22 protein-coding genes are annotated in these 24519 nt (G+C 70.9%); 19 read left to right on the top strand and 3 right to left on the bottom strand.

Annotated features, from left to right (window positions below; all coding sequences use genetic code 11):
• Positions 1–10 precede the first annotated feature (10 nt).
• The 7 genes from Q7T52_RS17655 to Q7T52_RS17625 all read left to right on the top strand — a co-directional run bounded on the left by Q7T52_RS17655 (position 11) and on the right by Q7T52_RS17625 (position 6393).
• Positions 11–919: an ABC transporter substrate-binding protein gene (locus tag Q7T52_RS17655; protein ID WP_304804780.1), complete on the top strand. Its 909-nt coding sequence runs from the start codon at positions 11–13 to the stop codon at positions 917–919.
• Positions 916–1767: an amino acid ABC transporter permease gene (locus Q7T52_RS17650; protein ID WP_304804778.1), complete on the top strand. Its 852-nt coding sequence runs from the start codon at positions 916–918 to the stop codon at positions 1765–1767. Before Q7T52_RS17655 ends, Q7T52_RS17650 begins: the two co-directional genes overlap by 4 nt.
• Entirely contained in the window at positions 1764–2537 is a 774-nt protein-coding gene (locus Q7T52_RS17645) for an amino acid ABC transporter ATP-binding protein (RefSeq protein WP_304804777.1), read from the top strand. Before Q7T52_RS17650 ends, Q7T52_RS17645 begins: the two co-directional genes overlap by 4 nt.
• Positions 2538–2600: 63 nt before the next feature.
• The gene (locus Q7T52_RS17640) at positions 2601–3764 is read left to right on the top strand and encodes a CaiB/BaiF CoA-transferase family protein (protein WP_304804776.1); all 1164 of its coding nucleotides are present in this window, start codon (positions 2601–2603) and stop codon (positions 3762–3764) included.
• A 129-nt stretch (positions 3765–3893) separates the two neighbouring features.
• A complete protein-coding gene (locus tag Q7T52_RS17635) occupies positions 3894–5345 on the top strand; it encodes an NAD(P)/FAD-dependent oxidoreductase (protein ID WP_304804775.1) in 1452 nt (483 codons plus the stop codon).
• Positions 5346–5444: 99 nt separating this feature from the next.
• On the top strand, positions 5445–5639 hold the full coding sequence (locus Q7T52_RS17630) for a CsbD family protein (RefSeq protein ID WP_304804773.1): 195 nt from the start codon (positions 5445–5447) through the stop codon (positions 5637–5639).
• Between the two features lie 49 nt (positions 5640–5688).
• Entirely contained in the window at positions 5689–6393 is a 705-nt protein-coding gene (locus Q7T52_RS17625; RefSeq protein WP_304804771.1) for a type II CAAX endopeptidase family protein, read from the top strand.
• A gap of 10 nt (positions 6394–6403) precedes the next feature.
• On the opposite strand, the gene Q7T52_RS17620 is transcribed toward Q7T52_RS17625, so the two are convergent.
• A complete protein-coding gene (locus tag Q7T52_RS17620) occupies positions 6404–7297 on the bottom strand; it encodes an NAD(P)H-binding protein (protein WP_304804769.1) in 894 nt (297 codons plus the stop codon).
• Positions 7298–7517: 220 nt separating this feature from the next.
• Here Q7T52_RS17620 and Q7T52_RS17615 point away from each other — a divergent pair, with 220 nt between their 5' ends.
• Complete coding sequence (locus tag Q7T52_RS17615) at positions 7518–8996, top strand: DEAD/DEAH box helicase (protein ID WP_304804768.1); 1479 nt, start codon at positions 7518–7520, stop codon at positions 8994–8996.
• A 78-nt stretch (positions 8997–9074) separates the two neighbouring features.
• Here Q7T52_RS17615 and Q7T52_RS17610 read toward each other — a convergent pair whose 3' ends face one another.
• Positions 9075–9764, bottom strand: a complete 690-nt coding sequence (locus Q7T52_RS17610; protein WP_304804767.1) for a MerR family transcriptional regulator — start codon at positions 9762–9764, stop codon at positions 9075–9077.
• A 127-nt stretch (positions 9765–9891) separates the two neighbouring features.
• Between Q7T52_RS17610 and Q7T52_RS17605 the strand changes: the two genes are divergently transcribed.
• Positions 9892–11103, top strand: a complete 1212-nt coding sequence (locus tag Q7T52_RS17605; protein ID WP_304804765.1) for an acetyl-CoA C-acetyltransferase — start codon at positions 9892–9894, stop codon at positions 11101–11103.
• Positions 11104–11129: 26 nt separating this feature from the next.
• The gene (locus tag Q7T52_RS17600) at positions 11130–13340 is read left to right on the top strand and encodes a 3-hydroxyacyl-CoA dehydrogenase NAD-binding domain-containing protein (protein ID WP_304804764.1); all 2211 of its coding nucleotides are present in this window, start codon (positions 11130–11132) and stop codon (positions 13338–13340) included.
• An 83-nt stretch (positions 13341–13423) separates the two neighbouring features.
• Here the strand turns inward: Q7T52_RS17600 and Q7T52_RS17595 are convergent, their stop codons facing one another.
• On the bottom strand, positions 13424–14761 hold the full coding sequence (locus Q7T52_RS17595) for a PLP-dependent aminotransferase family protein (protein WP_304804763.1): 1338 nt from the start codon (positions 14759–14761) through the stop codon (positions 13424–13426).
• Positions 14762–14951: 190 nt separating this feature from the next.
• On the opposite strand from Q7T52_RS17595, the gene Q7T52_RS17590 reads away from it, so the two are divergent.
• From Q7T52_RS17590 to Q7T52_RS17550, 9 genes are all read left to right on the top strand, one after another.
• Positions 14952–15800 (top strand): nitrilase-related carbon-nitrogen hydrolase, encoded by an 849-nt coding sequence (locus tag Q7T52_RS17590; protein WP_304804762.1) that lies wholly within the window; start codon positions 14952–14954, stop codon positions 15798–15800.
• 4 nt (positions 15801–15804) lie between these two features.
• Positions 15805–17250, top strand: a complete 1446-nt coding sequence (gene hydA / locus Q7T52_RS17585) for a dihydropyrimidinase (protein WP_304804760.1) — start codon at positions 15805–15807, stop codon at positions 17248–17250.
• Positions 17251–17281: 31 nt separating this feature from the next.
• Positions 17282–18298, top strand: coding sequence for a TIGR03842 family LLM class F420-dependent oxidoreductase (locus tag Q7T52_RS17580; protein WP_304804758.1), 1017 nt, complete (start codon positions 17282–17284; stop codon positions 18296–18298).
• Between the two features lie 3 nt (positions 18299–18301).
• Positions 18302–19186: an ABC transporter permease gene (locus tag Q7T52_RS17575; protein ID WP_304804757.1), complete on the top strand. Its 885-nt coding sequence runs from the start codon at positions 18302–18304 to the stop codon at positions 19184–19186.
• Positions 19183–20037: an ABC transporter ATP-binding protein gene (locus Q7T52_RS17570; protein WP_304804755.1), complete on the top strand. Its 855-nt coding sequence runs from the start codon at positions 19183–19185 to the stop codon at positions 20035–20037. Before Q7T52_RS17575 ends, Q7T52_RS17570 begins: the two co-directional genes overlap by 4 nt.
• Positions 20034–20840 (top strand): ABC transporter permease, encoded by an 807-nt coding sequence (locus Q7T52_RS17565; protein WP_304804753.1) that lies wholly within the window; start codon positions 20034–20036, stop codon positions 20838–20840. Before Q7T52_RS17570 ends, Q7T52_RS17565 begins: the two co-directional genes overlap by 4 nt.
• A 78-nt stretch (positions 20841–20918) precedes the next feature.
• Positions 20919–22055 carry an ABC transporter substrate-binding protein gene (locus Q7T52_RS17560; protein WP_304804751.1) on the top strand — a complete coding sequence of 379 codons (1137 nt, stop codon included), beginning with the start codon at positions 20919–20921 and terminating at the stop codon, positions 22053–22055.
• A gap of 171 nt (positions 22056–22226) precedes the next feature.
• Positions 22227–23564 (top strand): aspartate aminotransferase family protein, encoded by a 1338-nt coding sequence (locus Q7T52_RS17555; protein ID WP_370692336.1) that lies wholly within the window; start codon positions 22227–22229, stop codon positions 23562–23564.
• A partial coding sequence (locus Q7T52_RS17550; protein WP_304804749.1) for an aldehyde dehydrogenase family protein occupies positions 23561–24519 on the top strand: 959 nt, incomplete at its 3' end. The genes Q7T52_RS17555 and Q7T52_RS17550, both read left to right, overlap by 4 nt.

Raw genomic sequence — 24519 nt, 5'->3', positions numbered from 1 at the left:
GATCCCTGTCATGCGTCTGCGCCGTACCGCCCTCGCCGCCGTTCCCCTCCTCGTCCTCGCGGCCACCGCCTGCGCACCGGTCGACGACGAGGACGACGCCCCCGACACCTCGGGCTCCTCCGAGAGCGCCGGCACCCCCGGCAGCTCCGACACCCCGGCCGCCGACGACTGCGCGGTGGACTCGCTGCCGCTCCTCGAGGACGGCACCCTCACGATCGGCACCGACTCGCCGGCCTACGAGCCGTGGTTCGTCGACAACGACCCCACCAACGGCAAGGGCTACGAGTCGGCGGTGGCCTACGCCGTCGCCGAGGAGCTGGGCTTCAGCAAGGACCAGGTCACCTGGGTCACGGTCCCCTTCAACACCTCCTACGCCCCGGGCGCCAAGAAGTTCGACTTCGACATGAACCAGGTCTCCATCACCCCCGAGCGCGAGAAGGTCGTCGACTTCTCCAGCGGCTACTACTCGGCCGCGCAGGCGGTGATCGCGCTCAAGGGCTCGCCTGTCGCCGACGTGACCAGCATCGCCGACCTCGCCGACTACAACCTCGGTGCCCAGACCGGTACGACGTCGCTGACCGCGATCCGCGACGTCATCCAGCCCGCCAACGAGCCGCGCGTCTTCGAGGACACCAACGCCGCCAAGCAGGCGCTCCTCAACGACCAGGTCGACGCGATCCTGGCCGACCTCCCCACGGCGTTCTACATCAGCGCGGTCGAGATCCCGGACAGCGCGATCGTCGGTCAGTTCCAGGTCGACGGCGACGACGCCGAGGAGTTCGGCATGCTCTTCGAGAAGGGCAGCGAGCTCGTCCCGTGCGTCGACCAGGCGCTCGCGACCCTCACCGACGACGGCACCATCGCCGACCTCGAGCAGCAGTGGCTCTCCGACGTCGTGGACGTCCCGACGCTCCCGTGACCGACGCCTGGTCCCCGAGCAAGCGGGAGCGGGAGCGCCGTGGCATCCGCCGACGGCGACGCCTGCAGTCGGTGCTCGTCGCGACCACGCTCACGGTGGTCGTGTTCGCCGGGCTCGGCCTGGCCATCGTCAGCTCGCCGGGGTGGCCGAGCGTCAAGGACCTCTTCTTCAACGAGTTCCACGCCCGCGAGTCCTTCCCCGCCGTCCGCGACGGCTTCTGGGTCAACGTCAAGCTGTTCCTGATCTGCGAGCCGGTGATCCTCGTGCTCGGCCTCGCGGTCGCCCTGGCCCGCACCGCCCGCTCGGCCTACCTCGTCCCGGTCCGGCTGCTCGCGGCGCTCTACACCGACGTCTTCCGCGGCATCCCCACGATCCTGCTCGTCGTCCTCCTCGCCTTCGGCATGCCCGCGCTCCAGCTGCAGGGCATCCCCAACAGCGCCCTGTTCTGGGCCGGCGTCGCGCTCGTCCTCTCCTACGGCGCCTACGTCGCCGAGGTGTTCCGCGCGGGCATCGACTCGATCCACCCGTCCCAGATCGCCAGCGCCGAGGCCCTCGCGCTGAGCCGGGCGCAGGCGCTGCGATTCGTCGTCGTGCCCCAGGCCGTGCGACGCGTCCTCCCGCCGCTCCTCAACGACTTCGTCTCGCTGCAGAAGGACACCGCCCTCGTGGCCGCCGCCGGCATCCTCGACGCCGTCTTCGCCGCCCGCGACTACGGCAACTTCAACTTCAACTACACCCCGCTCGTCGTCGTCGCCTGCTTCTTCATCGTGATGACCGTGCCGCTGGCGCGCTTCACCGACTGGCTGCAGCGCCGCTACGCCGAGCGCGAGCGGGCGGGCGCACGATGACCGACCTCGGCAAGAAGCCCGGACAGCCGGCCGGGACCCCGCTCCTCGAGGTGGTCGGCCTGCGCAAGACCTACGGCGACCGCGTCGTCCTCGACGACGTGTCGCTGACCGTGCGGCGCCACGACGTCATCTGCCTGATCGGCTCGTCGGGCTCGGGCAAGTCGACCCTGCTCCGCTGCCTCGACCTGCTCGAGGACGTCGACGACGGCGTGATCCGGCTCGACGGCCGTGAGATCTCCGACCCGCGCGTCGACCCCCGGGAGGTACGTCGACGAGTCGGGATGGTCTTCCAGGCCTACAACCTCTTCCCGCACCTGAGCGTGCTCGACAACTGCACCCTGTCGCCGCGCCGCGTGCACGGGCTCTCCCGGCGCGAGGCCGAGGAGCGGGCCCGCGACCTGCTCGCGACGTTCGGCCTCGCCGACCACGTCGACAAGCACCCCGACCGGCTCTCGGGCGGCCAGCAGCAGCGGGTCGCCCTCGTGCGCGCCCTCTGCAACCGGCCCGACCTGCTGCTGCTCGACGAGATCACCGCGGCCCTCGACCCCGAGCTCGTCGGCGAGGTGCTCACCATCGTCCGCGAGCTCGCCGAGCGCGGCACCACGATGATCCTGGCCACCCACGAGATGAGCTTCGCCCGCGAGGTCGCGACCACGGTCTGCTTCCTCTCGGAGGGGCGCATCCTCGAGCAGGGCCCGCCCGCCGAGATCTTCAGCGCCCCGCGCGAGGAGCGCACTCGGCAGTTCCTACGGCGCGTCCTGCCCGGATGAGGCCGGCCGACCTCGTCTGGAACGCATCCGGACCGTGACAGCACTACTGGCATGATCCGAGCCATGACTGAGAAGACCGTCGAGCTGGGGCAGGGCACCGGACCGCTGAGGGGCGTCAAGGTCGTCGAGATCGCCGGGATCGGGCCGGGCCCGCACGCGTGCATGATCCTGGCCGACCTCGGTGCCGACGTCATCCGCGTGGAGCGTCCGGGCGGCCAGGCGCTCGCCGGCGGCAAGACGATGCTGCTCAACCGCGGCCGTCCCAGCGTCGCGCTCGACCTCAAGAACCCCGAGGCGCGCCAGGTCGTCCTCGACCTGGTCCAGGACGCCGACGTCCTCGTCGAGGGCATGCGACCCGGCGTCACCGAGCGCCTCGGCCTGGGGCCGGACGACTGCCACGCGGTCAACCCGCGCCTCGTCTACGGCCGGATGACCGGCTGGGGCCAGACAGGTCCCCTCGCGCTCGCCGCCGGCCACGACATGAACTACATCGCCATCACCGGCGCCCTCTTCGGCCTCGGCCAGGACAAGGCCAAGCCGCACTTCCCGGCCAACCTGGTGGGTGACTTCGGGGGCGGGTCGACCTACCTCGTCATCGGCATCCTCGCCGCCCTCCTCGAGGCAAAGGTGTCCGGCCAGGGCCAGGTCGTCGACGCCGCGATCGTCGACGGCACCGCCCACCTCAACGCGATGACCAACGCCTTCGCCAACAGCGGGGGCTACCAGGAGGAGCGCGCGGCCAACCTGCTCGACGGCGGCGTGCCGTTCTACGACATCTACGAGACCTCCGACGGCAAGCACCTCAGCGTTGGCTCGCTCGAGCCGCAGTTCTTCGACGCCCTCGTCGCGACGCTCGGCGTCAAGGACACCTGCCCCGGCCAGGCCAACCTCGACCGCTACGACGAGATGCGTGCCGTCTTCACCGAGACGTTCGCCGGCAGGACGCAGGCCGAGTGGGTCGAGATCTTCGAGGGCACCGACGCGTGCGTCGCGGGCATCATCCCGATCAGCGAGGCGCCCCACCACCCCCACCTCGCGGCCCGCGGCACCTTCGTCGAGAAGGACGGCATGACCCAGCCGATGCCGGCCCCGCGCTTCTCCCGCACCGAGCCGTCGCTGACCTGGCCCCCGCCCGGCTCCGGCGAGCACACCCGCGCCGCCCTCACCGCCTGGGGCGTCGCCGACGTCGACGGCCTCCTCGAGCGTGGCGTCGCCGTCCAGACCTGACCCGTTCGATAGTCCCGGGCGAAATGGCCCCTCAAGACCCGTCTCAGGGGCCATTTCGCCCGGGACTACCGTGCATGGCCCGCCCCACAGCCTGTTGAACATCTGTCAATAAGGTTCTACGATCGCTGCATGACCACTCCCGAGCACGTCGACGTCCTCATCGTGGGCGCCGGCCTGAGCGGCATCGGCGCCGCCTGCCAGCTGAAGACCGGCCACCCCGACCGCACCGTCGCGCTGCTCGAGGCGCGCGAGGCGAGCGGCGGCACGTGGGACCTCTTCCGCTACCCCGGCATCCGCTCCGACTCCGACATGTTCACGTTCGGCTACAAGTGGCGGCCGTGGCCGAGCGACACCGCGCTCGCCGACGGCGACCTGATCCTCGACTACGTGCGCACGGTCGCCGAGGAGTACGGCGTCGACAAGCTCATCCGCTACCGCTACCGGGTGACCGCCGCGTCCTGGGACAGCGACACCGCCCGCTGGACCGTGACGATCGACCACGACGGCGCCGAGCTCACCATGACCGCCGGGTTCCTGTGGGGCGCCACCGGCTACTACGACTACGAGACCGGCCACGCGCCCGTCTTCCCGGGCCGTGAGGACTTCGAGGCCGCCGGCGGGCAGGTGGTCTACCCGCAGTTCTGGCCCGAGGACCTCGACTACGCGGGCAAGAACGTCGTCGTCATCGGCTCCGGTGCGACCGCCGTGACGCTGGTGCCGTCGATGGCGCCGACCGCCGCCAAGGTCACCATGCTGCAGCGGACGCCGACCTACATCCTCCCGCAGCCCGGCACCGACACCTGGGCCACCGCGCTGCGCAGGCTGCCCGAGGCGATCCGCTACCCGATCGTCCGCACCAAGAACATCGCGCGCCTCGTCGGCAGCTACCAGCTGGCCCGCCGGTTCCCCGGCCCGATGAAGAAGATGGTCCGCAACCTCACCGAGCGCCAGCTCCCCGAGGGGATGTCCTACGACGAGCACTTCCAGCCGCCCTACAACGTCTGGGACCAGCGTCTCTGCGTGGTGCCCAACAGTGACCTGTTCCGCGCCCTGCGCGCTGGCTCGGCCGACATCGTCACCGACACGATCGACACTTTCACGCCGACCGGCATCCGACTGGCGTCGGGACGGGAGCTCGAGGCCGACATCGTGGTCAGCGCGACGGGCCTCAAGCTCAAGCTGTTCGGGGGCATCGCGGTCACCGTCGACGGCGAGCCGTTCGTGCCGAGCGAGACCATGACCTACAAGGGACTGATGGTCAGTGGCATCCCCAACTTCGTCTTCACGATCGGCTACACCAACGCCTCGTGGACGCTCAAGGCCGACCTCGTCGGCGACTACGTCGTCCGCCTCCTCACGCACATGGACAAGACCGGCACCAGCGCGGTCGTCCCGGTCAAGGACGAGACCGTCGGCGAGCGCCCGTTCATGGACCTCGCGTCGGGCTACGTGCAGCGCGCGCTCGACGGGCTGCCGCGCCAGGGCGACCGGGCCCCGTGGGCGCTCAAGCAGAACTACTACGTCGACCTCCGCGCCATCAAGACCGGCAAGATCGAGGACGGTGTGCTCCAGTTCACCTGACGTCCCGCTCGCGAGGGTGGACTCCCGTCCCCACCACCGTGGTTCGCTGGGAGGGACGCGGTCGTTCGACGCGCCACCCGAACAAGAATGGAGATCCCCATGGGACTCGGAGACAAGATCAGCAACAAGGCCGAAGACCTCAAGGGCAAGGGCAAGGAGACCGCTGGCACCGCCACCGGTGACGAGGAGCTCCGCGCCGAGGGCAAGGGCGACCAGGCCTCCGCCTCCATCAAGGACGGCGTCGAGAAGGTCAAGGACGCCGCGAAGGACATCAAGGACGGGCTGACCAAGTAGTCACCGTTCCTGCCTCCTCACCCCTCGTCATCGCGTTCGACGACGAGGGGTGAGTGCTGTGGTCAGGCAGTGGATCAACCGGTCGCTGTGGGACGTCGTCCCGCGCGACCACCGTGACTCGCAGGAGGCCCTGCGCCGCCGTCAGGTGGTGACGGCCTCGTTCGTCGTGCTGGGCGCCATCGTGCTCGGCATCCTGTTGCGCCTCGACCAGGGCAGCACCCTCTTCATCCTGATGTCCCTCGTGCTCGCGGGCGTCTGGACCGTCGGCGCCTTCGTGTCCGGCCCCATCCACCTCGGTCGCATCGTGGCCAAGGAGGACATGGAGGTCCGCCCCATCGTCCAGCCGCTCCTCATCGGGGCGGTCCTCGCCGGCATCTTCGTCGTGGGCGCGCTCATCGTGCGCGAGATCGACCCGCTGGCCGAGCAGATCCGCAACGTCCTCGGCTTCGCCAGCGAGGGCTACCTGCCGGCGCTCGTCGTGGTCACCGCTCTCAACGGCGTCGCCGAGGAGCTCTTCTTCCGCGGAGCCGCCTACGCCGCCATCACCCGCCACCCCGTCGCGTGGACGACCCTGGCCTACACGATCGCCACGGCCGCGACGGGCAACATCATGCTGGCCTTCGCCGCCGTCATCCTCGGCGTGCTGGTCGGCCTGCAGCGCCGGGCCTCGGGCGGCATCCTGGCCCCGATCCTCACGCACTGCACCTGGTCGCTGACCATGCTCTTCGCACTTCCCGCCATCTTCGGCGTGTGAGGCGCGTGCGCTAGGAGGAGACCTTGGACTCCTCGATCGCCTGGCGCACGGCCTCCTGGTAGGGCGTGGTCTCGCCCGGCACCAGCTGGTAGATCGAGTCGTCGGTGACGACGACCTCGGTGGCCATCGAGTCGATGAGGTTCTTGGCGGTCGTGGTGTCGACGTCGGTGACGAACGCGATCCAGTGCGACGACAGCGACGGCGTCAGCACGGGCACCGTGATGATCGGCACCTTGCGGCCGAGCATCACCTGCGCGGCCTGCTGCATCATCTCGAGGTAGGTCAGCTGCTCGGGCCCGCCGATCTCGAGGACCCGGCCATGGGCCGCCTCGTTGCCGATGACGCCGTCGAGGTAGCGGACGACGTCGTCGATCGCGATCGGCTGGGTCCGGGTGTTGACCCACTTGGGCACGACCATCGCCGGCAGGTTCTTGACCAGCTGGCGGGTGATCTCCCAGGAGATGCCGCCGGCGCCGACCACGATCGCCGCGCGCAGCACCGTCACCGGTACGCCGCCCTCGCCGAGCTTGCCCTCCACCTCGCGCCGCGAGCGCAGGTGCGGCGACAGGTCGTCGTCCTCCGCGCCGAGGCCCCCGAGGTAGACGATCTGCTGCACCCCGCACGCCGCGGCGGCCTGGCCGAACGCGGCCGCCGCGTCGGCGTCCTTGCGCTCGAAGTCGTCGTCGCCCAGAGAGTGCACGAGGTAGACGGCGACGTCGACACCCGCCAGCGCCTCGGCCAGCGACCCGGCGTCGCCGACGTCACCACCGACGGGGGTGCCCGGGCCGTCGTACTCCTGGGGGCGGCGGGTCATCGCGCGGACGTCGAGGCCGCGCTCGACGAGGACAGGGGTCAACCGGCGACCGACGAAACCGGTCGCACCGGTCACCAGGACAGTGGGCATGCGCACACCCTAGGGACGGATGGGGATGCAGGGGTTCACCCCGCAAGCCAGTAGAGTTGCTGTCAGCAGCCCGTTCAGTCTTGCCTCGGGCTATTGCGTTCGGCCCTCTGATCATTGCTGATACCAGGGCCCGGGCGCCCCTCTTCGTGAGGCACCCGCTACTTCTCCCGCCGCCGGCGGGACAGCTTGGTGAGACACACCAACGTGAGTGAATCTCTCTGTGACTTCGTCATCCGTTCCTTCCTTCTCCGACCTCCTCGTGCCGGACGAGCTCGTCTCGATCCTGACCGCACGTGGCATCACGACCCCCACCCCGATCCAGGCCGCCACGCTGCCCGACTCGCTCGCCGGCCGTGACGTCCTCGGCCGCGGCCGCACCGGCTCCGGCAAGACCTACGCCTTCCTGCTCCCGCTCGTGACCCGGCTCATGCAGTCCGGCAAGCGTCCGGCCGCAGGCAAGCCGCGCGCGCTGATCCTGGCGCCGACCCGCGAGCTCGTCGGTCAGATCCAGGAGGCCCTGATCCCCCTGGCCCAGGCCGCCGGCCTGACCACCCAGACCGTCTTCGGCGGCGTCGGCCAGAACCCGCAGGTCGCCGGCCTGCGCCGCGGCGTCGACATCGTGCTCGCCTGCCCCGGCCGGCTCGAGGACCTCATCCAGCAGGGCCACTGCTCGCTCGGCAACATCGAGGTCACCATCCTCGACGAGGCCGACCACATGGCCGACCTGGGCTTCCTGCCCGCCGTGCGCCGGCTGCTCGAGGCGACCCCCCGCTCCGGTCAGCGCCTGCTCTTCTCGGCCACGCTCGACAACGCGATCGACGTGCTGGTCAAGAAGTTCCTGACCAACCCCACGGTCCACCAGGCCGACTCGGCGCAGTCGCCGATCTCGACCATGGACCACCACGTGCTGCACCTGGCGCGCGAGCACCGGGTCTCGGTGCTCGTCGACCTCACGTCGGCCCCCGGCCGCACGGTCGTCTTCACGCGCACCAAGCACGGCGCCAAGGCCCTGGCCCGCCAGCTCAACAAGAGCGGCGTCCCCACGGTCGACCTGCACGGCAACCTCAGCCAGAACGCGCGCACCCGCAACATGGAGGCGTTCCACTCCGGCAAGGCCACCACGCTCGTCGCGACCGACATCGCCGCCCGCGGCATCCACGTCGACGACGTGGCGCTCGTCGTCCACGCCGACCCGCCGACCGAGCACAAGGCCTACCTGCACCGCTCGGGCCGGACCGCCCGCGCCGGTGCCGCCGGCACCGTCGTCACGCTGATGACCGACGACCAGGTGCGCGACGTCCGCCAGCTCACCCGCGCGGCCGGCATCAAGCCCACGCTCACCAAGATGACCGGCTCCACCCACCCGGTGCTCGTCCAGCTCGCCCCCGGCGAGCGGGTCCTGGTCCCCGGTGGCCTCGAGCTCTCCGCGTCCGGCCAGGACGTCCAGCCCCGCACCGGTGGTGGCGGCGGTGGCGGCCGTGGTCGCTCCGGCGGTGGCGGCGGTCGTCGCTCCGGCGGTGGCGCCCCCAAGCAGGGTGGCGGCCAGGCCAAGCAGTCCTCCTCGCGCGGTGGCAGCAAGCCCGCCGGCTCCGGCTCTCGTCCGGCCGGAGGTGGTGGCGGTCGCCGCCGCCCCGCCGCCGCTGCGGGCACCTCGTCGAGCGGCGGCCACTCGGCCTCGTCGTTCTCCGGGCGGCGCTGACCTCCAGCTCCACCCAGCTGAACCCTGATCCACGCCGGCCTGTCGTCTCGCCACGACGGGCCGGCGTGCTTTTTCGGCTCAGGTACGGCGGGCAGCGCCGCGGGCGGCCTTGGCGACGGCGCTCTCGTAGGCCGTCACGAGGCCGCCGACCGACAGCGGCTTGAGGCGCTCCATGACCTCCTGGAAGCGCTCGGACTCGAGCGAGCCGTAGCGGGGGGCGAGCTGGTCGCTGATGACGGCGTGGAGCTCCTCGGCCATCTGACGGCCGTGGTCCTGGTAGACCGCGCGGGCCGCCTCGGCGACCTCGCGCGGGAAGCCGAGGTCGAGCAGCTGGACGCCGATGCCGAGCTGGGTGCGGGCGACGAGGAACCGGTCGGCGCGGACGCGGACGATGCCGAGCGCCACGAGGGTGGCGACGTCCTCCTCGGACAGGGCTCGCCCGGCCCGGCGCTCGAGCTCGTCGCGCTCCATGTCGACGGGGAGGTCGGACTGCCACGGCGCCAGCATCGTGCGGGCCAGCGCGATGTCCTCGGGCTCGGCGTCCTCGGGCAGGGCCGAGACGTAGCCCTCGATCGCGGCCAGCGTGAACCCGTGGGCCTGCAGCTCCTGCACGAGGTCGAGCCGGGCGACGTGGTCCTCGGAGTAGTAGCCGGACCGGCCCTGCCGGATCGGCGGCGGCACCAGGCCGCGCGAGGTGTAGAAACGCACGTTGCGCACCGACAGCCCCACGCGTGCGCAGAGCTCGTCGAGCGTCAGCAGCTCGCTCACGACGTGACCCCTCTCACTCCCAGGACGTCCTGTGGATTCCTTGACGACCGTGACAGTATTGGTGTCACAATCGGGGGACGCAAGCACCCCCACCTCAGCACCCCCAACTCTTCAGCAAGGACGGGTCATGGCAGAAGCATTCGTGTACGACCACCTCCGTACGCCGCGTGGCAAGGGCAAGGCGGCCGGTTCGCTCCACGAGGTGAAGCCGGTCGACCTCGTCGTCGGCCTCCTCGACGCGGTCAAGGACCGCAACCCCGGCCTCGACCCGGCCCGCGTCGACGACGTGATCCTCGGCGTCGTCTCGCCCATCGGCGAGCAGGGCGGCGACATCGCCAAGACCGCCGCGCTGTCGGCCGGCTACCCCGACACCGTCGCAGGCGTCCAGCTCAACCGCTTCTGCGCCTCCGGCCTCGAGGCCGTCAACCAGGCCGCCGCCCGCATCCGCGGTGGCATGGAGGACCTGATCCTCGCCGGTGGTGTCGAGTCGATGAGCAACGTCGCCATGGGCTCCGACGGTGGCGCCTGGGCCCAGGACCCCGCCACCGCGCTCCGTGCCGGCTTCGTGCCGCAGGGTATCGGTGCCGACCTGATCGCGACCATCGAGGGCTGGAGCCGCGACGACGTCGACGCCTACGCCGCCGAGTCGCACCACCGCGCCGCCAAGGCGTGGGCCAACGGCTACTTCGGCGAGGCCATCGTCCCCGTGGTCGACCAGAGCGGGCTGACGATCCTCGACCACGACGAGACCATCCGCCCCGACACGAGCCCCGAGGGTCTGGCCGGCCTCAAGCCGAGCTTCGCCGGCATCGGCGCCGACGCCGGCTTCGACGACGTCGCGCTCGAGAAGTACCACTGGGTCGAGAAGATCAACCACGTCCACCACGCCGGCAACCCGTCGGGCATCGTCGACGGCGCGGCCCTGATGGCGATCGGCACCGAGGAGATCGGCCAGCAGCTCGGCCTCACCCCGCGCGCCCGGATCATCTCCATGGCCGTCAGCGGCGCCGACCCGACGATCATGCTCACCGGACCGGCCCCGGCCGCCCGCAAGGCGCTCGCCAAGGCCGGCCTCGAGGTCGAGGACATCGACCTCTTCGAGATCAACGAGGCCTTCGCCGCCGTCGCCATGCGCTTCATGCGCGACCTCGACATCTCCCACGAGATCACCAACGTCAACGGCGGCGCGATCGCCATGGGCCACCCGCTCGGCGCGACCGGCGCGATGATCCTCGGCACGCTGATCGACGAGCTCGCCCGTCGCGACCAGAAGCGCGGCCTCGCCACGCTCTGCGTCGGCGGCGGCATGGGCATCGCCACCATCGTCGAGCTCGTCTGAGACCAGGACAGGACACCCACGAAGACATGAGCACCACCGCAACCGAAGCCCAGACGGCCGTCCGCTACGACAAGGACGCCGACGGCATCGTCACCCTCACCCTGGACGACCCCAACCAGTCGGCCAACACGATGAACCAGCTCTACATCGACTCGATGCAGGCTGCCGTCGACCAGCTCTACGACGAGCTCGCGGCCGACGAGGGCGCCGTCACCGGGGTCGTCATCGCCTCGGCGAAGAAGACCTTCTTCGCAGGCGGCGACCTCCGCAACATGATCACCGCCACGAAGGACGACGCCGCCGGCGTCTTCGCGCTCGCCGAGGGCGTCAAGGCGGCCCTGCGCCGCCTCGAGAAGCTGCCCAAGCCGGTCGTCGCCGCCATCAACGGCGCCGCCCTGGGCGGCGGCTACGAGATCACCCTCGTCGCCAACCACCGCATCGTCGTCGACGACGCCAAGGCCGTCGTGGGCCTGCCCGAGGTCAGCCTCGGGCTGCTCCCGGGCGGCGGCGGCGTCACCCGCATCATCCGCAAGTTCGGCCTGCAGGACGGCCTGATGACCGTGCTCCTGCAGGGCACCCAGTTCAAGCCCGAGGCCGCCCTCAAGGCCGGCCTCGTCGACGAGGTCGTCGCGACCCGCGACGAGCTGGTCCCCGCTGCCAAGGCGTGGATCAAGGCCAACCCCGAGACGACCCAGAACCCGTGGGACGCCCCCGGCTACAAGATGCCCGGCGGCTCGGTGAAGTCGCCGGCCCTGGCCGGCTTCCTGCCCGCGTTCCCTGCGCTGCTGCGCAAGCAGACCAAGGGTGCCGTCTACCCCGCCGCACGGGCGATCCTCAGCGCCGCGGTCGAGGGTGCGAGCCGCGACTTCGACACCGCCAGCCGGATCGAGTCGCGCTACCTGACCAACCTGATCGTCAACCAGGGCTCGAAGAACATGATCCAGGCGTTCTTCTTCGACCTGCAGGCCATCAACTCCGGTGCGCTCCGCCCGCAGGGCATCGAGCCGTGGAAGGCCACCAAGGTCGGCGTCCTCGGCGCCGGCATGATGGGCGCCGGCATCGCCTACTCCTGTGCCCGCGCCGGCATGGAGGTCGTCCTCAAGGACGTCGCGCTCGAGAGCGCCGAGAAGGGCAAGGCCTACTCCGAGAAGCTCAACACCAAGGCCGTGAGTCGCGGCAAGCTGACCCAGGAGAAGTCCGACGAGCTGCTCGCCCGGATCACCCCGACCGCCGACGCCTCCGACCTCGCCGGTTGCGACCTGGTGATCGAGGCCGTCTTCGAGGACCCCGCCCTCAAGGCCAAGGTGTTCGCCGAGGTGGCGCCGTTCATCAACCCCGACGCCCTGCTCTGCTCCAACACGAGCACCCTGCCGATCACCGAGCTGGCCGAGGGCATCGACCGCCCCGCGGACTTCATCGGGCTGCACTTCTTCAGCCCTGTCGACAAGATGCCGCTGGTCGAGATCATCAAGGGCAAGGAGACGTCCGACGTCGCCCTGGCCAAGGCCTACGACGTGGTGCAGCAGATCAGGAAGACCCCGATCGTCGTCAACGACAGCCGCGGCTTCTACACCTCGCGCGTCATCGGCACGCAGGTCATGGAGGGCATCGCCATGCTCGGCGAGGGCGCCCACCCCTACTCGATCGAGCGCGCGACGACCCAGGCCGGCTACCCGGTCGGCGTCCTCCAGCTCTCCGACGAGCTCAACATGGAGCTGATGGCCAAGATCGAGAAGGCCTCCCGTGACGCCGCCGAGCGTGACGGCACCGCCTACGCCGAGCACCCCGGTGTCGCCGTGGTCAAGAAGATGATCGACCTCGGTCGGCCGTCGCGCCTCAAGGGCGCCGGCTTCTTCGACTACGTCGACGGCAACCGCGGCTCGGTCTGGTCCGGCCTCGCGGCCGAGTTCCCGCCTGCCGAGCAGCAGATCCCGTTCCAGGACATGAAGGACCGGATGCTGTTCGCCGAGGCCCTCGAGACGGCCAAGTGCTTCGAGGAGGGCGTCATCACCTCGGCCGCCGCGGCCAACATCGGCTCGATCATGGGCATCGGCTTCCCGCCGATGACCGGTGGCGCGGCGCAGTTCATGACGGGCTACGAGGGCGTCGACGGCGAGATCGGCCTGGCCGCCTTCGTCAAGCGCGCCGACGAGCTGGCCGCCGCCTACGGCGAGCGCTTCCAGCCCACCCCGTGGCTGCGCGACCTGGCCTCCTCCGGGGGTTCGTTCCCCGCCTGACGGCTGGTCGCACCGCACGACCTACGTCGGCCCCCTGCCCTCACGGGTGGGGGGGACGTGCGTCCTGGGTAGCCAACCCCGGGTCAGGACGGTCCCGCGTCGGTGGCCGCCGCGAGCGCCGCGGCCACCTCGGCGACGTCGGCGGTGCCGACCAGGCCCGAGGTGACGCGCAGGAACGACCCGGCCGCGCCCGCGGCGAGGAACGGGCTGCCGACGGCGACCCGGATGCCGGCCGCGGCGAGGTGGAGGGCGGCCGCCGGCTCGTCACGGACGGGCAGCCACAGGTTGATCCCGTCGGGCACCGCCACCCCCACGCCGTGGTCGGCGAGGCGCGCGACCAGGGCCTGCTGGCGGCCGTAGTACTGCCGGCGCGCCTCGGCGACCTCGTCCATCGAGCGGGCCGAGGTGAGCAGGTCGAGCAGGATCGTCTGGACCATGCGCGAGGTCCAGGCCGGGCCGAGCATCCGTCGGGCGACGAGGCGGTCGACGAGGCCGGCCGGGCCGCCGAGGGCGGCGATCCGCAGGTCGGGACCGTGGGACTTGGAGTAGGAGCGCACGTGCACGACGCGCTCGGGGAGCCACGTGCCGAGCGAGACGTCGGGGGCCGTGCTGATCGCGCCGGAGTGGTCGTCCTCGACCACCCAGGGCCCGTCGGCGCCGCGCCCGCGGAGCAGCGCCGCCAACCGCTCGGCGCGGGCCGGCGTCGTCGAGACGCCGGTCGGGTTGTGGGCGCGGGGCTGGAGGACGACGGCCACCGGACGGTCGAGCAGGGCGCGTCGCAGGGCGTCGACCCGCACGCCCTCGCCGTCGAGGGCGACCGGCACCGGCTCGGCGCCGAGAGCCTCGATCAGGTCGTAGAACGGCGGGTAGCCGGGGGACTCGAGGACCACGCGGTCGCCGTAGGACACCACCTGCTCGAGCACGCGGGCCACGCCGTCGACCGCGCCGTCGACCACGGTGACCGCGTCCGCGGCGTAGGGCCAGCCGGCCACGAGCACGTCGCGCAGGCCGGGCAGCACCGGCTCGTCCTGGTAGGCCAGGGTGCCGGCGCTCGCCGAGACCCGCGCCAGCGCCGGGCCGAGCGAGGGGAGCAGCTCGGGGTCGGGGGTGCCGCGGGACAGGTCGAGGCGCAGGCCCTCGCGATCGGGGCCGACGAGCCCGCGCACGCGGGGCGAGAGCCACGGGGTCGGCGTCTCGAGGACGTAGGTGCCCGCGCGTCCGCGCGACACCACGAGCCCCGTACGACGCAGCGCCTGCCAGGCCCCGCTCACGGTGGCGGGGGAGACCCCGAGCTCGCCCGCGACGTCGCGGACCGTCGGCAACCGGTCGCCGGGCGCCAGCTCGCCCGCCCGGATCGCCCGGCTGAAGGCGCCGGCGATCCCGCGCGGAGATCGGTCCTCGAGGTGGGTCAGGTCGGGCACCGAAATGACGCACCCCCTTGACAGCGGTGTGACTCAGGCGAAATGTTCAGGTCGAACAATAACAGTTCCTGACGCCCCGACCGAGCCTGCGAGGTCGGGGACCACGTCGGGAGGTGGAGGAGCCGCGCGACCGAGCAACGAGGTCGCGACCGGCGTCTCGCAACCACACCCGCCACCCCGAGGAGCCCCGTTGACCATCGTGAAGGCCGCGATCAGCCAGACCACCTGGACCGGTGACAAGGAGTCCATGCTCGACAAGCACGAGCAGTTCTCCCGCGACGCGGCCGCCCAGGGCGCCCAGGTCATCTGCTACCAGGAGCTCTTCTACGGCCCCTACTTCGGCATCACCCAGGACCAGAAGTACTACCGCTTCGCCGAGCCGGCCGACGGGCCGATCGTGCAGCGCTTCGCGGCGCTCGCCAAGGAGCTGAACATGGTCCACGTCCTCCCCATCTACGAGGAGGAGCAGACCGGCGTCTACTACAACACCGCCGTGGTGGTCGACGCCGACGGCACGATCCTGGGCTCCTACCGCAAGCACCACATCCCCCACCTCGACCGCTTCTGGGAGAAGTTCTACTTCCGCCCCGGCAACCTCGGCTACCCGGTCTTCGACACCGCGGTCGGCAAGGTCGGCGTCTACATCTGCTACGACCGGCACTTCCCCGAGGGCTGGCGCGAGCTCGGCCTCAACGGCGCCCACATGGTCTTCAACCCCAACGCCACCAAGCCCGGCCTGTCCAACCGCCTGTGGGAGGTCGAGGGCCCGTGCGCCGCGGTCGCCAACGGCTACTTCGTGCTCCAGCCCAACCGGGTCGGCAAGGAGGACAACGAGTACGGCGACCTGGCGGTCGACTTCTACGGCACCAGCCAGGTGATCGACCCGCGGGGCAACAACATCGGGCCGCTGGGCTCGGGGTCCGACGAGGAGCTCATCGTCCGCGAGCTCGACATGGACCTGGTCCAGGAGATGCGCGACGACTGGCAGTTCTACCGCGATCGCCGGCCCGACTCGTACACCCACATCGCCCAGGCCTGAGCCCGTGAGCACCCTGCTGATCACCGGTGGCACCGTCGTCAGCTCGACGGGCCGCAGCCAGGCCGACGTCCTGGTCGACGGCGAGAAGGTCGTCGCCGTCCTCGCGCCCGGGTCGCAGCTGCTCGGGACCGACCTCGCGTCGTCCGTCGACACGGTCGTCGACGCGACCGGCAAGTACGTCATCCCGGGCGGCATCGACGCCCACACCCACTTCGAGCTGCCGTTCGGCGGTACCGAGGCCAGCGACACCTTCGAGTCCGGCACCACCGCCGCGGCCTGGGGCGGCACGACGAGCGTCATCGACTTCGCGGTCCAGACGACGGGGCAGCGCATCGAGACCGGGCTGGCGACCTGGCACGAGAAGGCCGCCGGCAACGCGGTCATCGACTACGGCTTCCACCAGATCATCGGTGGCGTCGACGAGTTCTCCCTGAAGTCGATGGAGACCCTTCTCGACGAGGGCATCAGCAGCTTCAAGCTGTTCATGGCCTACCCCGGCGTCTTCTACTCCAACGACGCCCAGATCCTCCAGGCCATGCAGAAGGCGCGCGACCTGGGCCTGATGACGATGATGCACGCCGAGAACGGCCCGGCGATCGACGTCCTCGCCCAGCAGCTCTACGACCAGGGCAAGACCACGCCCTACTTCCACGGCATCGCCCGTGCCTGGCAGATGGAGGAGGAGGCGACCCACCGCGCCATCATGCTCGCCGACCTGACCGAGGCGCCGCTCTACGTCGTCCACGTCAGCGCCAAGCAGGCCGTCGCCCAGATCGCCGCCGCCCGCGACCGTGGCAAGAACGTCTTCGGCGAGACCTGTCCGCAGTACCTCTACCTCTCCCTCGAGGAGCAGCTCGGCGCCACCGGCGACCCGACCTGGGGCGACTTCGAGGGCGCCAAGTGGGTCTGCTCGACCCCGCTGCGCGCCCGCGAGGAGGGCCACCAGAACGCCATGTGGCAGGGGCTGCGCACCAACGACCTGCAGATGGTCTCCACCGACCACTGCCCGTTCTGCATGAAGGACCAGAAGGAGCTCGGCAAGGGCGACTTCCGGGCCATCCCCAACGGCATCGGCACCATCGAGCACCGCATGGACCTGATGTACCAGGGCGTCGTCACCGGCGAGATCAGCCTCGAGCGCTGGGTCGAGCTGACCTCGACGACCCCGGCGCGGATGTTCGGCCTCCACGGCACCAAGGGCGTCATCGCGCCGGGCGCCGACGCCGACATCGTCGTCTACGACCCGGCCGGCCACACCTCGATCGGCTTCGGCGAGGGCAAGACCCACCACATGAACATGGACCACAGCGCGTGGGAGGGCTACGAGATCGACGGTCACGTCGACGTCGTGGTCTCCCGTGGCTCGGTCCTGGTCTCCGACGGCGAGTTCCACGGCCGTGCCGGCCACGGGAACTACCTCAAGCGCGGCCTCACCCAGTACCTCGTCTGACCGACCGCACCCGAACGGAAGAGAGCACCCCATGGACTTCGGCGTCGTCATCCAGACGAACCCACCCGCCTGGCGCACGGTCGGCCTGGCCAAGCAGGCCGAGGAGCACGGCTTCGACTACGTGTGGACCTTCGACTCCCACCTGCTGTGGCAGGAGCCCTACGTCATCTACTCGGCGATCCTCAACGAGACCAAGCGGGTCATCGTCGGCCCGATGGTGACCAACCCGGCCACCCGCGACTGGACCGTCACGGCCTCGGTCTTCGCCACGCTCAACGAGATGTACGGCAACCGCACCGTCTGCGGCATCGGGCGCGGCGACTCCGCCGTGCGGGTGCTCAACGGAAAGCCGACCACGCTCAAGGACGTGCGCGAGGCGACCCACGTGATCCGCGAGCTGGCCAACTGCCGCCCGGTCGAGCACAACGGCACCACCCTGCAGTTCCCCTGGGCGCGCAGCTCCGAGCTCGAGGTGTGGATCGCGGCCTACGGACCGCTGGCGCTCAAGACCACCGGCGAGGTCGGCGACGGCTTCATCCTCCAGCTCGCCGACGTCGACATCGCCAAGTGGATGATCGGCGCCGTGCGCAAGGCCGCGGCCGACGCGGGCCGCGACCCCGACGCCATCACGTTCTGCGTCGCTGCCCCGGCCTACGTCGGCACCGACATGGAGCACATGCGAGAGCAGTGCCGGTGGTTCGGCGGCATGGTCGGCAACCACGTGGCCGACATCGTCGCCAAGTACGGCGACTCGGGCGACGTGCCGCAGGCGCTGACCGACTACATCAAGGGCCGCGAGGGCTACGACTACAACAGCCACGGCAAGGCCGACAACGACCACGTCGACTTCGTGCCCGACGAGATCGTCGACCGGTTCTGCATCCTCGGCACGGTCGAGGACCACGTGGCCAAGCTCGAGGAGCTCAAGGCGATCGGTGTCGACCAGTTCGCGGTCTACCTCCAGCACGACAACAAGGAGGAGACGATGCGGGTCTACGGCGAGTCGATCATGCCCGTGCTCCGCGACCACGTGACGGCGAAGGCCTAGTCCTTGTCGGAGATCCTGTCCCGGTCCCGCGCCGTCGTCCTCGGCGTCGTCGGCGTCGCACTGCTCCTCGGCGCCTGGGACCTCTACGCCGCGTTCGGGCCCGACGAGGGGGTCCGGGCCGGTGGCGAGACCTACCTGCTGCCGCGCGCCGACGACACGACGATGCCCCACACGTGGGACGTGGTACGGCGGCTCGGCGAGCCGGTCAACGCGGTGCCGGGCGCCCCCGACGTGCTGCGGGCCGTGGTCGACGCGAGCACCTTCACGCTGGCGATCGCCGCGCGCGGCTTCGTCGTCGGGGTCCTGGTCGGGCTGGTGCTCGCGCTGGTGATGAGTCGCTTCCGCATCGCCGAGTCGGCGCTGCTGCCCTGGATCGTGCTCAGCCAGACGGTGCCGCTGATCGCCCTCGCGCCCGTCGTACGCCGGTGGGGCTCGCAGATCGAGATCGCCGGCCAGCAGTGGACCAACGACCAGTCGGTGGCGGTGATCGCCGCCTACCTGGCGTTCTTCCCCGTCGCCGTCGGGGCGCTCCGCGGGCTCAAGGCCCCCGACCGCACCCACGTCGACCTGTTCCACGCCTACGGCGTCGGCTGGTGGCGCGGGCTGCTCGCGCTCCGGCTCCCGTCGAGCGTGCCCTACCTGCTGCCCGCCCTGCGGCTCGCAGCCGCGAGCGCCGTCATCGGCACGATCGTCGCCGAGGTCTCGCTGGGCCTCAAGGGCGGGATCGGCCGGATGTTCATCGACTACACCACGACCGCGACGAGCGACCCCGCCAAGTCGTTCGCCCCGATCCTCGGCGCCATCGCGGTCGGCCTCGTGGCCGCCGCCGTGGTGGGCCTCATCGGCCTGCTGCTGCGCCCCTACCGACCTGCGGAGGCCACCCGGTGACCGACCTCGAGAAGCACCCCACCCCGCCCGCGAGCACCGGAGGATTCGCGACCCCGCCGGCGATCGAGGTCCGCGCGGTGGAGCGGGTGTTCGGCAAGCGCAGGAAGCAGGTCGTCGCGCTCGCCGCCGTCGACCTGACCGTCGCGGCGGGCGAGTTCGTCTCGCTCATCGGCCCCAGCGGCTGCGGCAAGAGCACGCTGCTGCGCCTGGTCGCCGACCTCGACACCCCGACGGCCGGCGACGTCGCGGTCTTCGGCAAGCCGGCCAGGCAGGCGCGCGCCGACCAGGACTACGGCATCGCCTTCCAGCAGGCCGGGCTGCTGCCGTGGCGCACCGTCGCCGCCAACGTCGGGCTCCCGCTCGAGCTCCACGGCGCCAGCGGCTCCGAGCGCAAGGCGCGGGTGGCCGAGCTGCTCGAGCTCGTCGGCCTGGCCGACTTCGCCAGGAGCCGGCCCGACCAGCTCTCCGGCGGCATGCAGCAGAGGGTGGCGATCGCCCGGGCGCTGGCCGAGCGGCCGCGGCTGCTGCTCATGGACGAGCCGTTCGGCGCCCTCGACGAGATCACCCGCGAGCGGATGCAGAACGAGCTCGTCCGGATCTGCCGCGAGACCGGCGCCGCCGTGCTGTTCGTGACGCACTCGATCCCCGAGGCCGTCTTCCTGTCCGACCGCGTCGTCGTGATGTCGGCCCGGCCCGGCCGGATCGTCGACATCGTCGACGTACCCGGCTCCTCGCACCACCGCACCGACGACGTCCGTGACGACGCGGGGTTCTTCCACGCCGTCGCGACGGTCCGCGGCCACCTGCACGGCGCACCGACCGACGCCGCGCCCGGATCGGACACCCGATGAGCGTCGTCGCCGAGGCCACGGCCAAGGACACCCGCGCCCGGCTGCCGATCGGCGACCTGCGGGTCTCGACCGTGCTGGCGCCGATCGCCTTCGGCGTCGCGGTGCTCGGGCTGTGGGAGCTCGGGGTCCAGGCCTCCGGCGTCGAGCCCTTCATCGTGCCCGCGCCGAGCGACATCTGGCGCGAGGTCCTCGACAGCAGCGACAGCATCGCCAAGGGCGCCCGGGTCACCGGCACCAACGCGCTCGTGGGTCTCGCCATCGGCGGCGTGCTCGGCGCGCTGGTGGCCCACGCCGTGCGGGTCGTCGACCAGATGACGGTGCCGGTCGTCGCCGCCGCCTCGGTGGTCCCGATCGTCGCGCTCGCGCCCGCGCTCTACCGGATGTACGGCGGCCAGTACGACACCACGCGGATGCTCGTCGCAGCCCTGTCGGTCAGCGTCCCCGTCTACCTCAACACCCTGCGCGGCCTGCGCCAGGTGACGGCGGTCCACCGCGACCTGATGACCGCCTCGTCCGCCCGGCCCTGGCAGGTGGCCCGCGTGGTCACCCTGCCCACGGCGACGCCCTACGTCTTCACCGGGCTGCGGATCGCGTCGTCGCTGGCGGTCATCTCGGCCCTCGTGGCGGAGTACTTCGGCGGGCCGGTCAGCGGGCTCGGCAAGTCGATCACCACCTCGGTCAGCAGCAGCAACTACCCGCTGGCGTGGGCCTACGTCGTCGGCTCGATCGTGCTCGGCCTCGTCTTCTACGTCGTCACCCTGCTGCTCGACCTGTGGTTCTCGCGCCACCACCCCGAACCCTGAGCCCACCACCACCGCCCCCGCCACCCCCGCCCCACCGGCTCGGACCCACCGCACCACCCACCACCCGAGGAGACACAGATGAGAGCAACAACCAAGCTGGGCGCCGCCGCTGCCGCCCTCGTGCTCGCTCTGACCGCCTGTTCCACCAGCGGCGACGACGACGAGCCGGAGCAGACCGAGGAGGGCCTGACCAAGGTGACCCTGCAGCTGCAGTGGGTCACCCAGGCCCAGTTCGCCGGCTACTACGCCGCCGTCAAGGAGGGCTACTACGAGGACGAGGGCCTCGACGTCACCATCCAGGAGGCCGGCACCGACACCGTCCCGCAGGACGTGCTCGCCAACGGCGAGGTCGACTACGCCATCTCGTGGGTCCCCAAGGTGCTCGGCTCGATCGAGAACGGCGCCGCCATCACCGACGTCGCCCAGATCTTCGAGCGCAGCGGCACCCTCGGCGTGGCCTTCAAGGACTCCGGCATCACCTCGCCGGCCGACTACAAGGGCAAGAACGTCGGCAGCTGGGGCTTCGGCAACGAGTGGGAGCTCTTCGCCGGCATGCAGAAGGAGGGCGTCGAGCTCGGTGACATCAAGCTCGTCCAGCAGGCCTTCGACATGAGCGGGCTCATCAGCGGCGACGTCGACGTCGCCCAGGCGATGACCTACAACGAGTACGCCCAGCTGCTCGAGACCGAGAACCCCGCCACCGGCGAGCTCTTCCAGCCCGAGGACCTCAACGTCATCGACTACAACGACGTCGGCACCGCGATGCTCCAGGACGCCATCTGGGCGCAGACCGACAAGCTCGAGGACCCCGACTACGAGGCCCAGACCGTCGCCTTCATCAAGGCCTCGATCAAGGGCTGGGCCTACGTGCGCGACAACCCCGAGGACGGCGCCACGCTCGTCACCGAGGCCGGCTCCATCCTCGGCCAGAGCCACCAGCTCTGGATGACCAACGAGACCAACAAGCTCATCTGGCCCTCCACCTCCGGCGGGGTCGGCATGATCGACGAGGCGGCGTGGGCGCGTACCGTCGACATCGCCAAGGGCACCAAGAACGAGACCGGCGCGACGATCATCACCGAGGACCCGCCCGAGACCGCCTACACCAACGAGTACGTCGAGCAGGCGCTCGACGAGCTGCGCGACGAGGGTGTCGACGTCGAGGGCGCCGACTTCACCCCGATCGACGTCGAGCTCAAGCCCGGCGGCAACTGATCCACGGTCCCACCTGACTCAGGATTCACCGGCCAGCCGGTGAATGCCTGACCTGGACGACGAAGCTTCATCGTCCAGGCCCGGGTTTCACCGGCCAGCCGGTGAGACCCGGGACAGGTAGGACAGCACCCACCCTCCCCACCCCACCCACCGAGACGGAGACCGACGACGATGACGGTGACCGAGACGCCCACGGACCTCGACGCCCACACCAAGACCCTCGACAAGACCCACGTGTTCCACTCGTGGTCGGCGCAGGCCGCGCTCGACCCGCTCGTGGTCGCCGGCGGGCTCGGCACCAAGGTCTGGGACCACGCGGGCCGTACCTACCTCGACTTCTCCAGCCAGCTGGTCAACGTCAACATCGGCCACCAGCACCCGGCCGTCGTCTCGGCGATCCAGGAGCAGGCGGCGCTGCTGGCGACGATCGCGCCCTCGACCGCCAACCTCGCGCGCGGCGAGGCGGCCCGGCGCATCACCGACCGGGCGCCCGACGGCCTCAACAAGGTGTTCTTCACCAACGGCGGCGCCGACGCGATCGAGAACGCGATCCGGATGGCGCGGCTGCACACCCGCCGCGACAAGGTCGTCTCGACCTACCGCAGCTATCACGGCAACACCGGTGCGGCCGTGGTCGCGACCGGCGACTGGCGCCGGGTGCCCAACGAGTACGCCCGCGCCCACGTGCACGTCTTCGGGCCGTTCCTCTACCGCAGCGAGTTCTGGGCGACGACGCCCGAGGAGGAGTGCGAGCGCGCCCTGCAGCACCTGCGGCGCGTCATCGAGTGCGAGGGCCCGGCGTCGGTCGCGGCCGTCCTGCTCGAGAGCATCCCCGGCACCGCGGGCGTCCTGGTGCCCCCGCCCGGCTACCTGGCCGGCGTACGTGAGCTCTGCGACGCCCACGGGATCGTGATGATCCTCGACGAGGTGATGGCCGGCTTCGGTCGCGCGGGGGAGTGGTTCGCCCTCGACGCCTTCGACACGGGCCGCGGACCCGACCTGATCGCCTTCGCCAAGGGCGTCAACTCCGGCTACGTCCCGGTCGGCGGGGTCGTCATCAGCGACGAGATCGCGGCCGACTTCGACGAGGCCGTCTTCCCCGGCGGCCTCACCTACTCCGGCCACCCGCTCGCCGCCGCCTCGATCGTCGGCGCCCTCGACGCCATGGAGTCCGAGGGCATCGTCGACAACGCCCGCCGGGTCGGCGCCGAGGTGATCGGCCCCGGCCTGCGCGAGCTCGCCGACAAGCACCCCGTCGTCGGCGAGGTGCGCGGACTCGGCGTCTTCTGGGCGCTCGACCTCGTCACCGACCGGGCCACCCGCGCCCCGGTGCCGCCGGCCCTCATCGGGCTGGCCAAGAAGGAGGCGCTCGCCCGCGGGCTGGTGCCCTTCGCCGCCGACAACCGCATCCACGTCGTACCCCCCTGCGTCGTCACCGACGACGAGGTCGCCGAAGCCCTGGCGATCTACGACGAAGTCCTCACCGTGCTCGACAAGGAGATCGCATGACCACGCCCACGCTCGACCACTGGATCGCCGGCTCGCTGACCGCGGGCGACTCCGACCGCACCAGCCCGGTCTACGACCCGGCCCTCGGCGAGGTCACCAAGCACGTCCGCCTCGGCTCGGTCGCCGACGTCGACACCGCCGTGGCGGCCGCGCGGGCGGCGTACGTCGGCACGGACGGCCAGGCGGGCTGGGGTCGCTCGTCGATCGCCAAGCGCCAGACGGTGATGTTCAAGTTCCGCGAGCTGCTCGACGGACGCCGCGGCGAGCTCGCGGCGATCCTCACCTCCGAGCACGGCAAGGTGCTCTCCGACGCGGCCGGCGAGGTCGCCCGCGGCATCGAGGTCGTCGAGTTCGCGTGCGGGATGCCCCACCTGGCCAAGGGCTCCTACTCGCAGAGCGTGTCGACCGACGTCGATGTCTACTCCGTCAAGGAGCCGCTCGGCGTCGTCGGCATCATCAGCCCGTTCAACTTCCCGGCGATGGTCCCGATGTGGTTCTTCCCGATCGCGATCGCGACCGGCAACACCGTGGTGCTCAAGCCGTCCGAGAAGGACCCGTCGGTCGCCAACTGGCTCGCCGCGCTGCTCTCCGAGGCCGGCCTGCCCGACGGCGTGTTCAACGTGCTCCACGGCGACAAGGAGGCGGTCGACGCCCTGCTCGACCACCCCGACGTCGCCTCGATCTCGTTCGTCGGGTCGACCCCGATCGCCCAGTACGTCTACGAGAAGGGCACCCGCGCCGGCAAGCGCGTCCAGGCCCTCGGCGGCGCCAAGAACCACATGCTCGTGCTGCCCGACGCCGACCTCGACCTGGTCGCCGACTCCGCCGTCAACGCCGGCTTCGGCTCGGCCGGCGAGCGCTGCATGGCGATCTCGGTCGTCCTCGCCGTCGACCCGGTCGGCGACGAGCTGGTCGGCAAGATCCGCGACCGGATGGGCAAGCTCGTCACCGGCGA

This window comes from Nocardioides sp. (assembly GCF_030655615.1).
GTDB lineage: Bacteria > Actinomycetota > Actinomycetes > Propionibacteriales > Nocardioidaceae > Nocardioides.
This window is presented reverse-complemented; position numbering and strand designations above follow the sequence as displayed.

Coding starts and splice junctions, on each gene's coding strand:
- Q7T52_RS17565 (WP_304804753.1), top strand. CDS start 20,034: ATGAGCGTCGTCGCCGAGGCCACGGCCAAGGACACCCGCGCCCGGCTG.
- Q7T52_RS17640 (WP_304804776.1), top strand. CDS start 2,601: ATGACTGAGAAGACCGTCGAGCTGGGGCAGGGCACCGGACCGCTGAGG.
- Q7T52_RS17560 (WP_304804751.1), top strand. CDS start 20,919: ATGAGAGCAACAACCAAGCTGGGCGCCGCCGCTGCCGCCCTCGTGCTC.
- Q7T52_RS17635 (WP_304804775.1), top strand. CDS start 3,894: ATGACCACTCCCGAGCACGTCGACGTCCTCATCGTGGGCGCCGGCCTG.
- Q7T52_RS17600 (WP_304804764.1), top strand. CDS start 11,130: ATGAGCACCACCGCAACCGAAGCCCAGACGGCCGTCCGCTACGACAAG.
- Q7T52_RS17555 (WP_370692336.1), top strand. CDS start 22,227: ATGACGGTGACCGAGACGCCCACGGACCTCGACGCCCACACCAAGACC.
- Q7T52_RS17655 (WP_304804780.1), top strand. CDS start 11: ATGCGTCTGCGCCGTACCGCCCTCGCCGCCGTTCCCCTCCTCGTCCTC.
- Q7T52_RS17605 (WP_304804765.1), top strand. CDS start 9,892: ATGGCAGAAGCATTCGTGTACGACCACCTCCGTACGCCGCGTGGCAAG.
- Q7T52_RS17580 (WP_304804758.1), top strand. CDS start 17,282: ATGGACTTCGGCGTCGTCATCCAGACGAACCCACCCGCCTGGCGCACG.
- Q7T52_RS17630 (WP_304804773.1), top strand. CDS start 5,445: ATGGGACTCGGAGACAAGATCAGCAACAAGGCCGAAGACCTCAAGGGC.
- Q7T52_RS17620 (WP_304804769.1), bottom strand. CDS start 7,297: ATGCCCACTGTCCTGGTGACCGGTGCGACCGGTTTCGTCGGTCGCCGG.
- Q7T52_RS17645 (WP_304804777.1), top strand. CDS start 1,764: ATGACCGACCTCGGCAAGAAGCCCGGACAGCCGGCCGGGACCCCGCTC.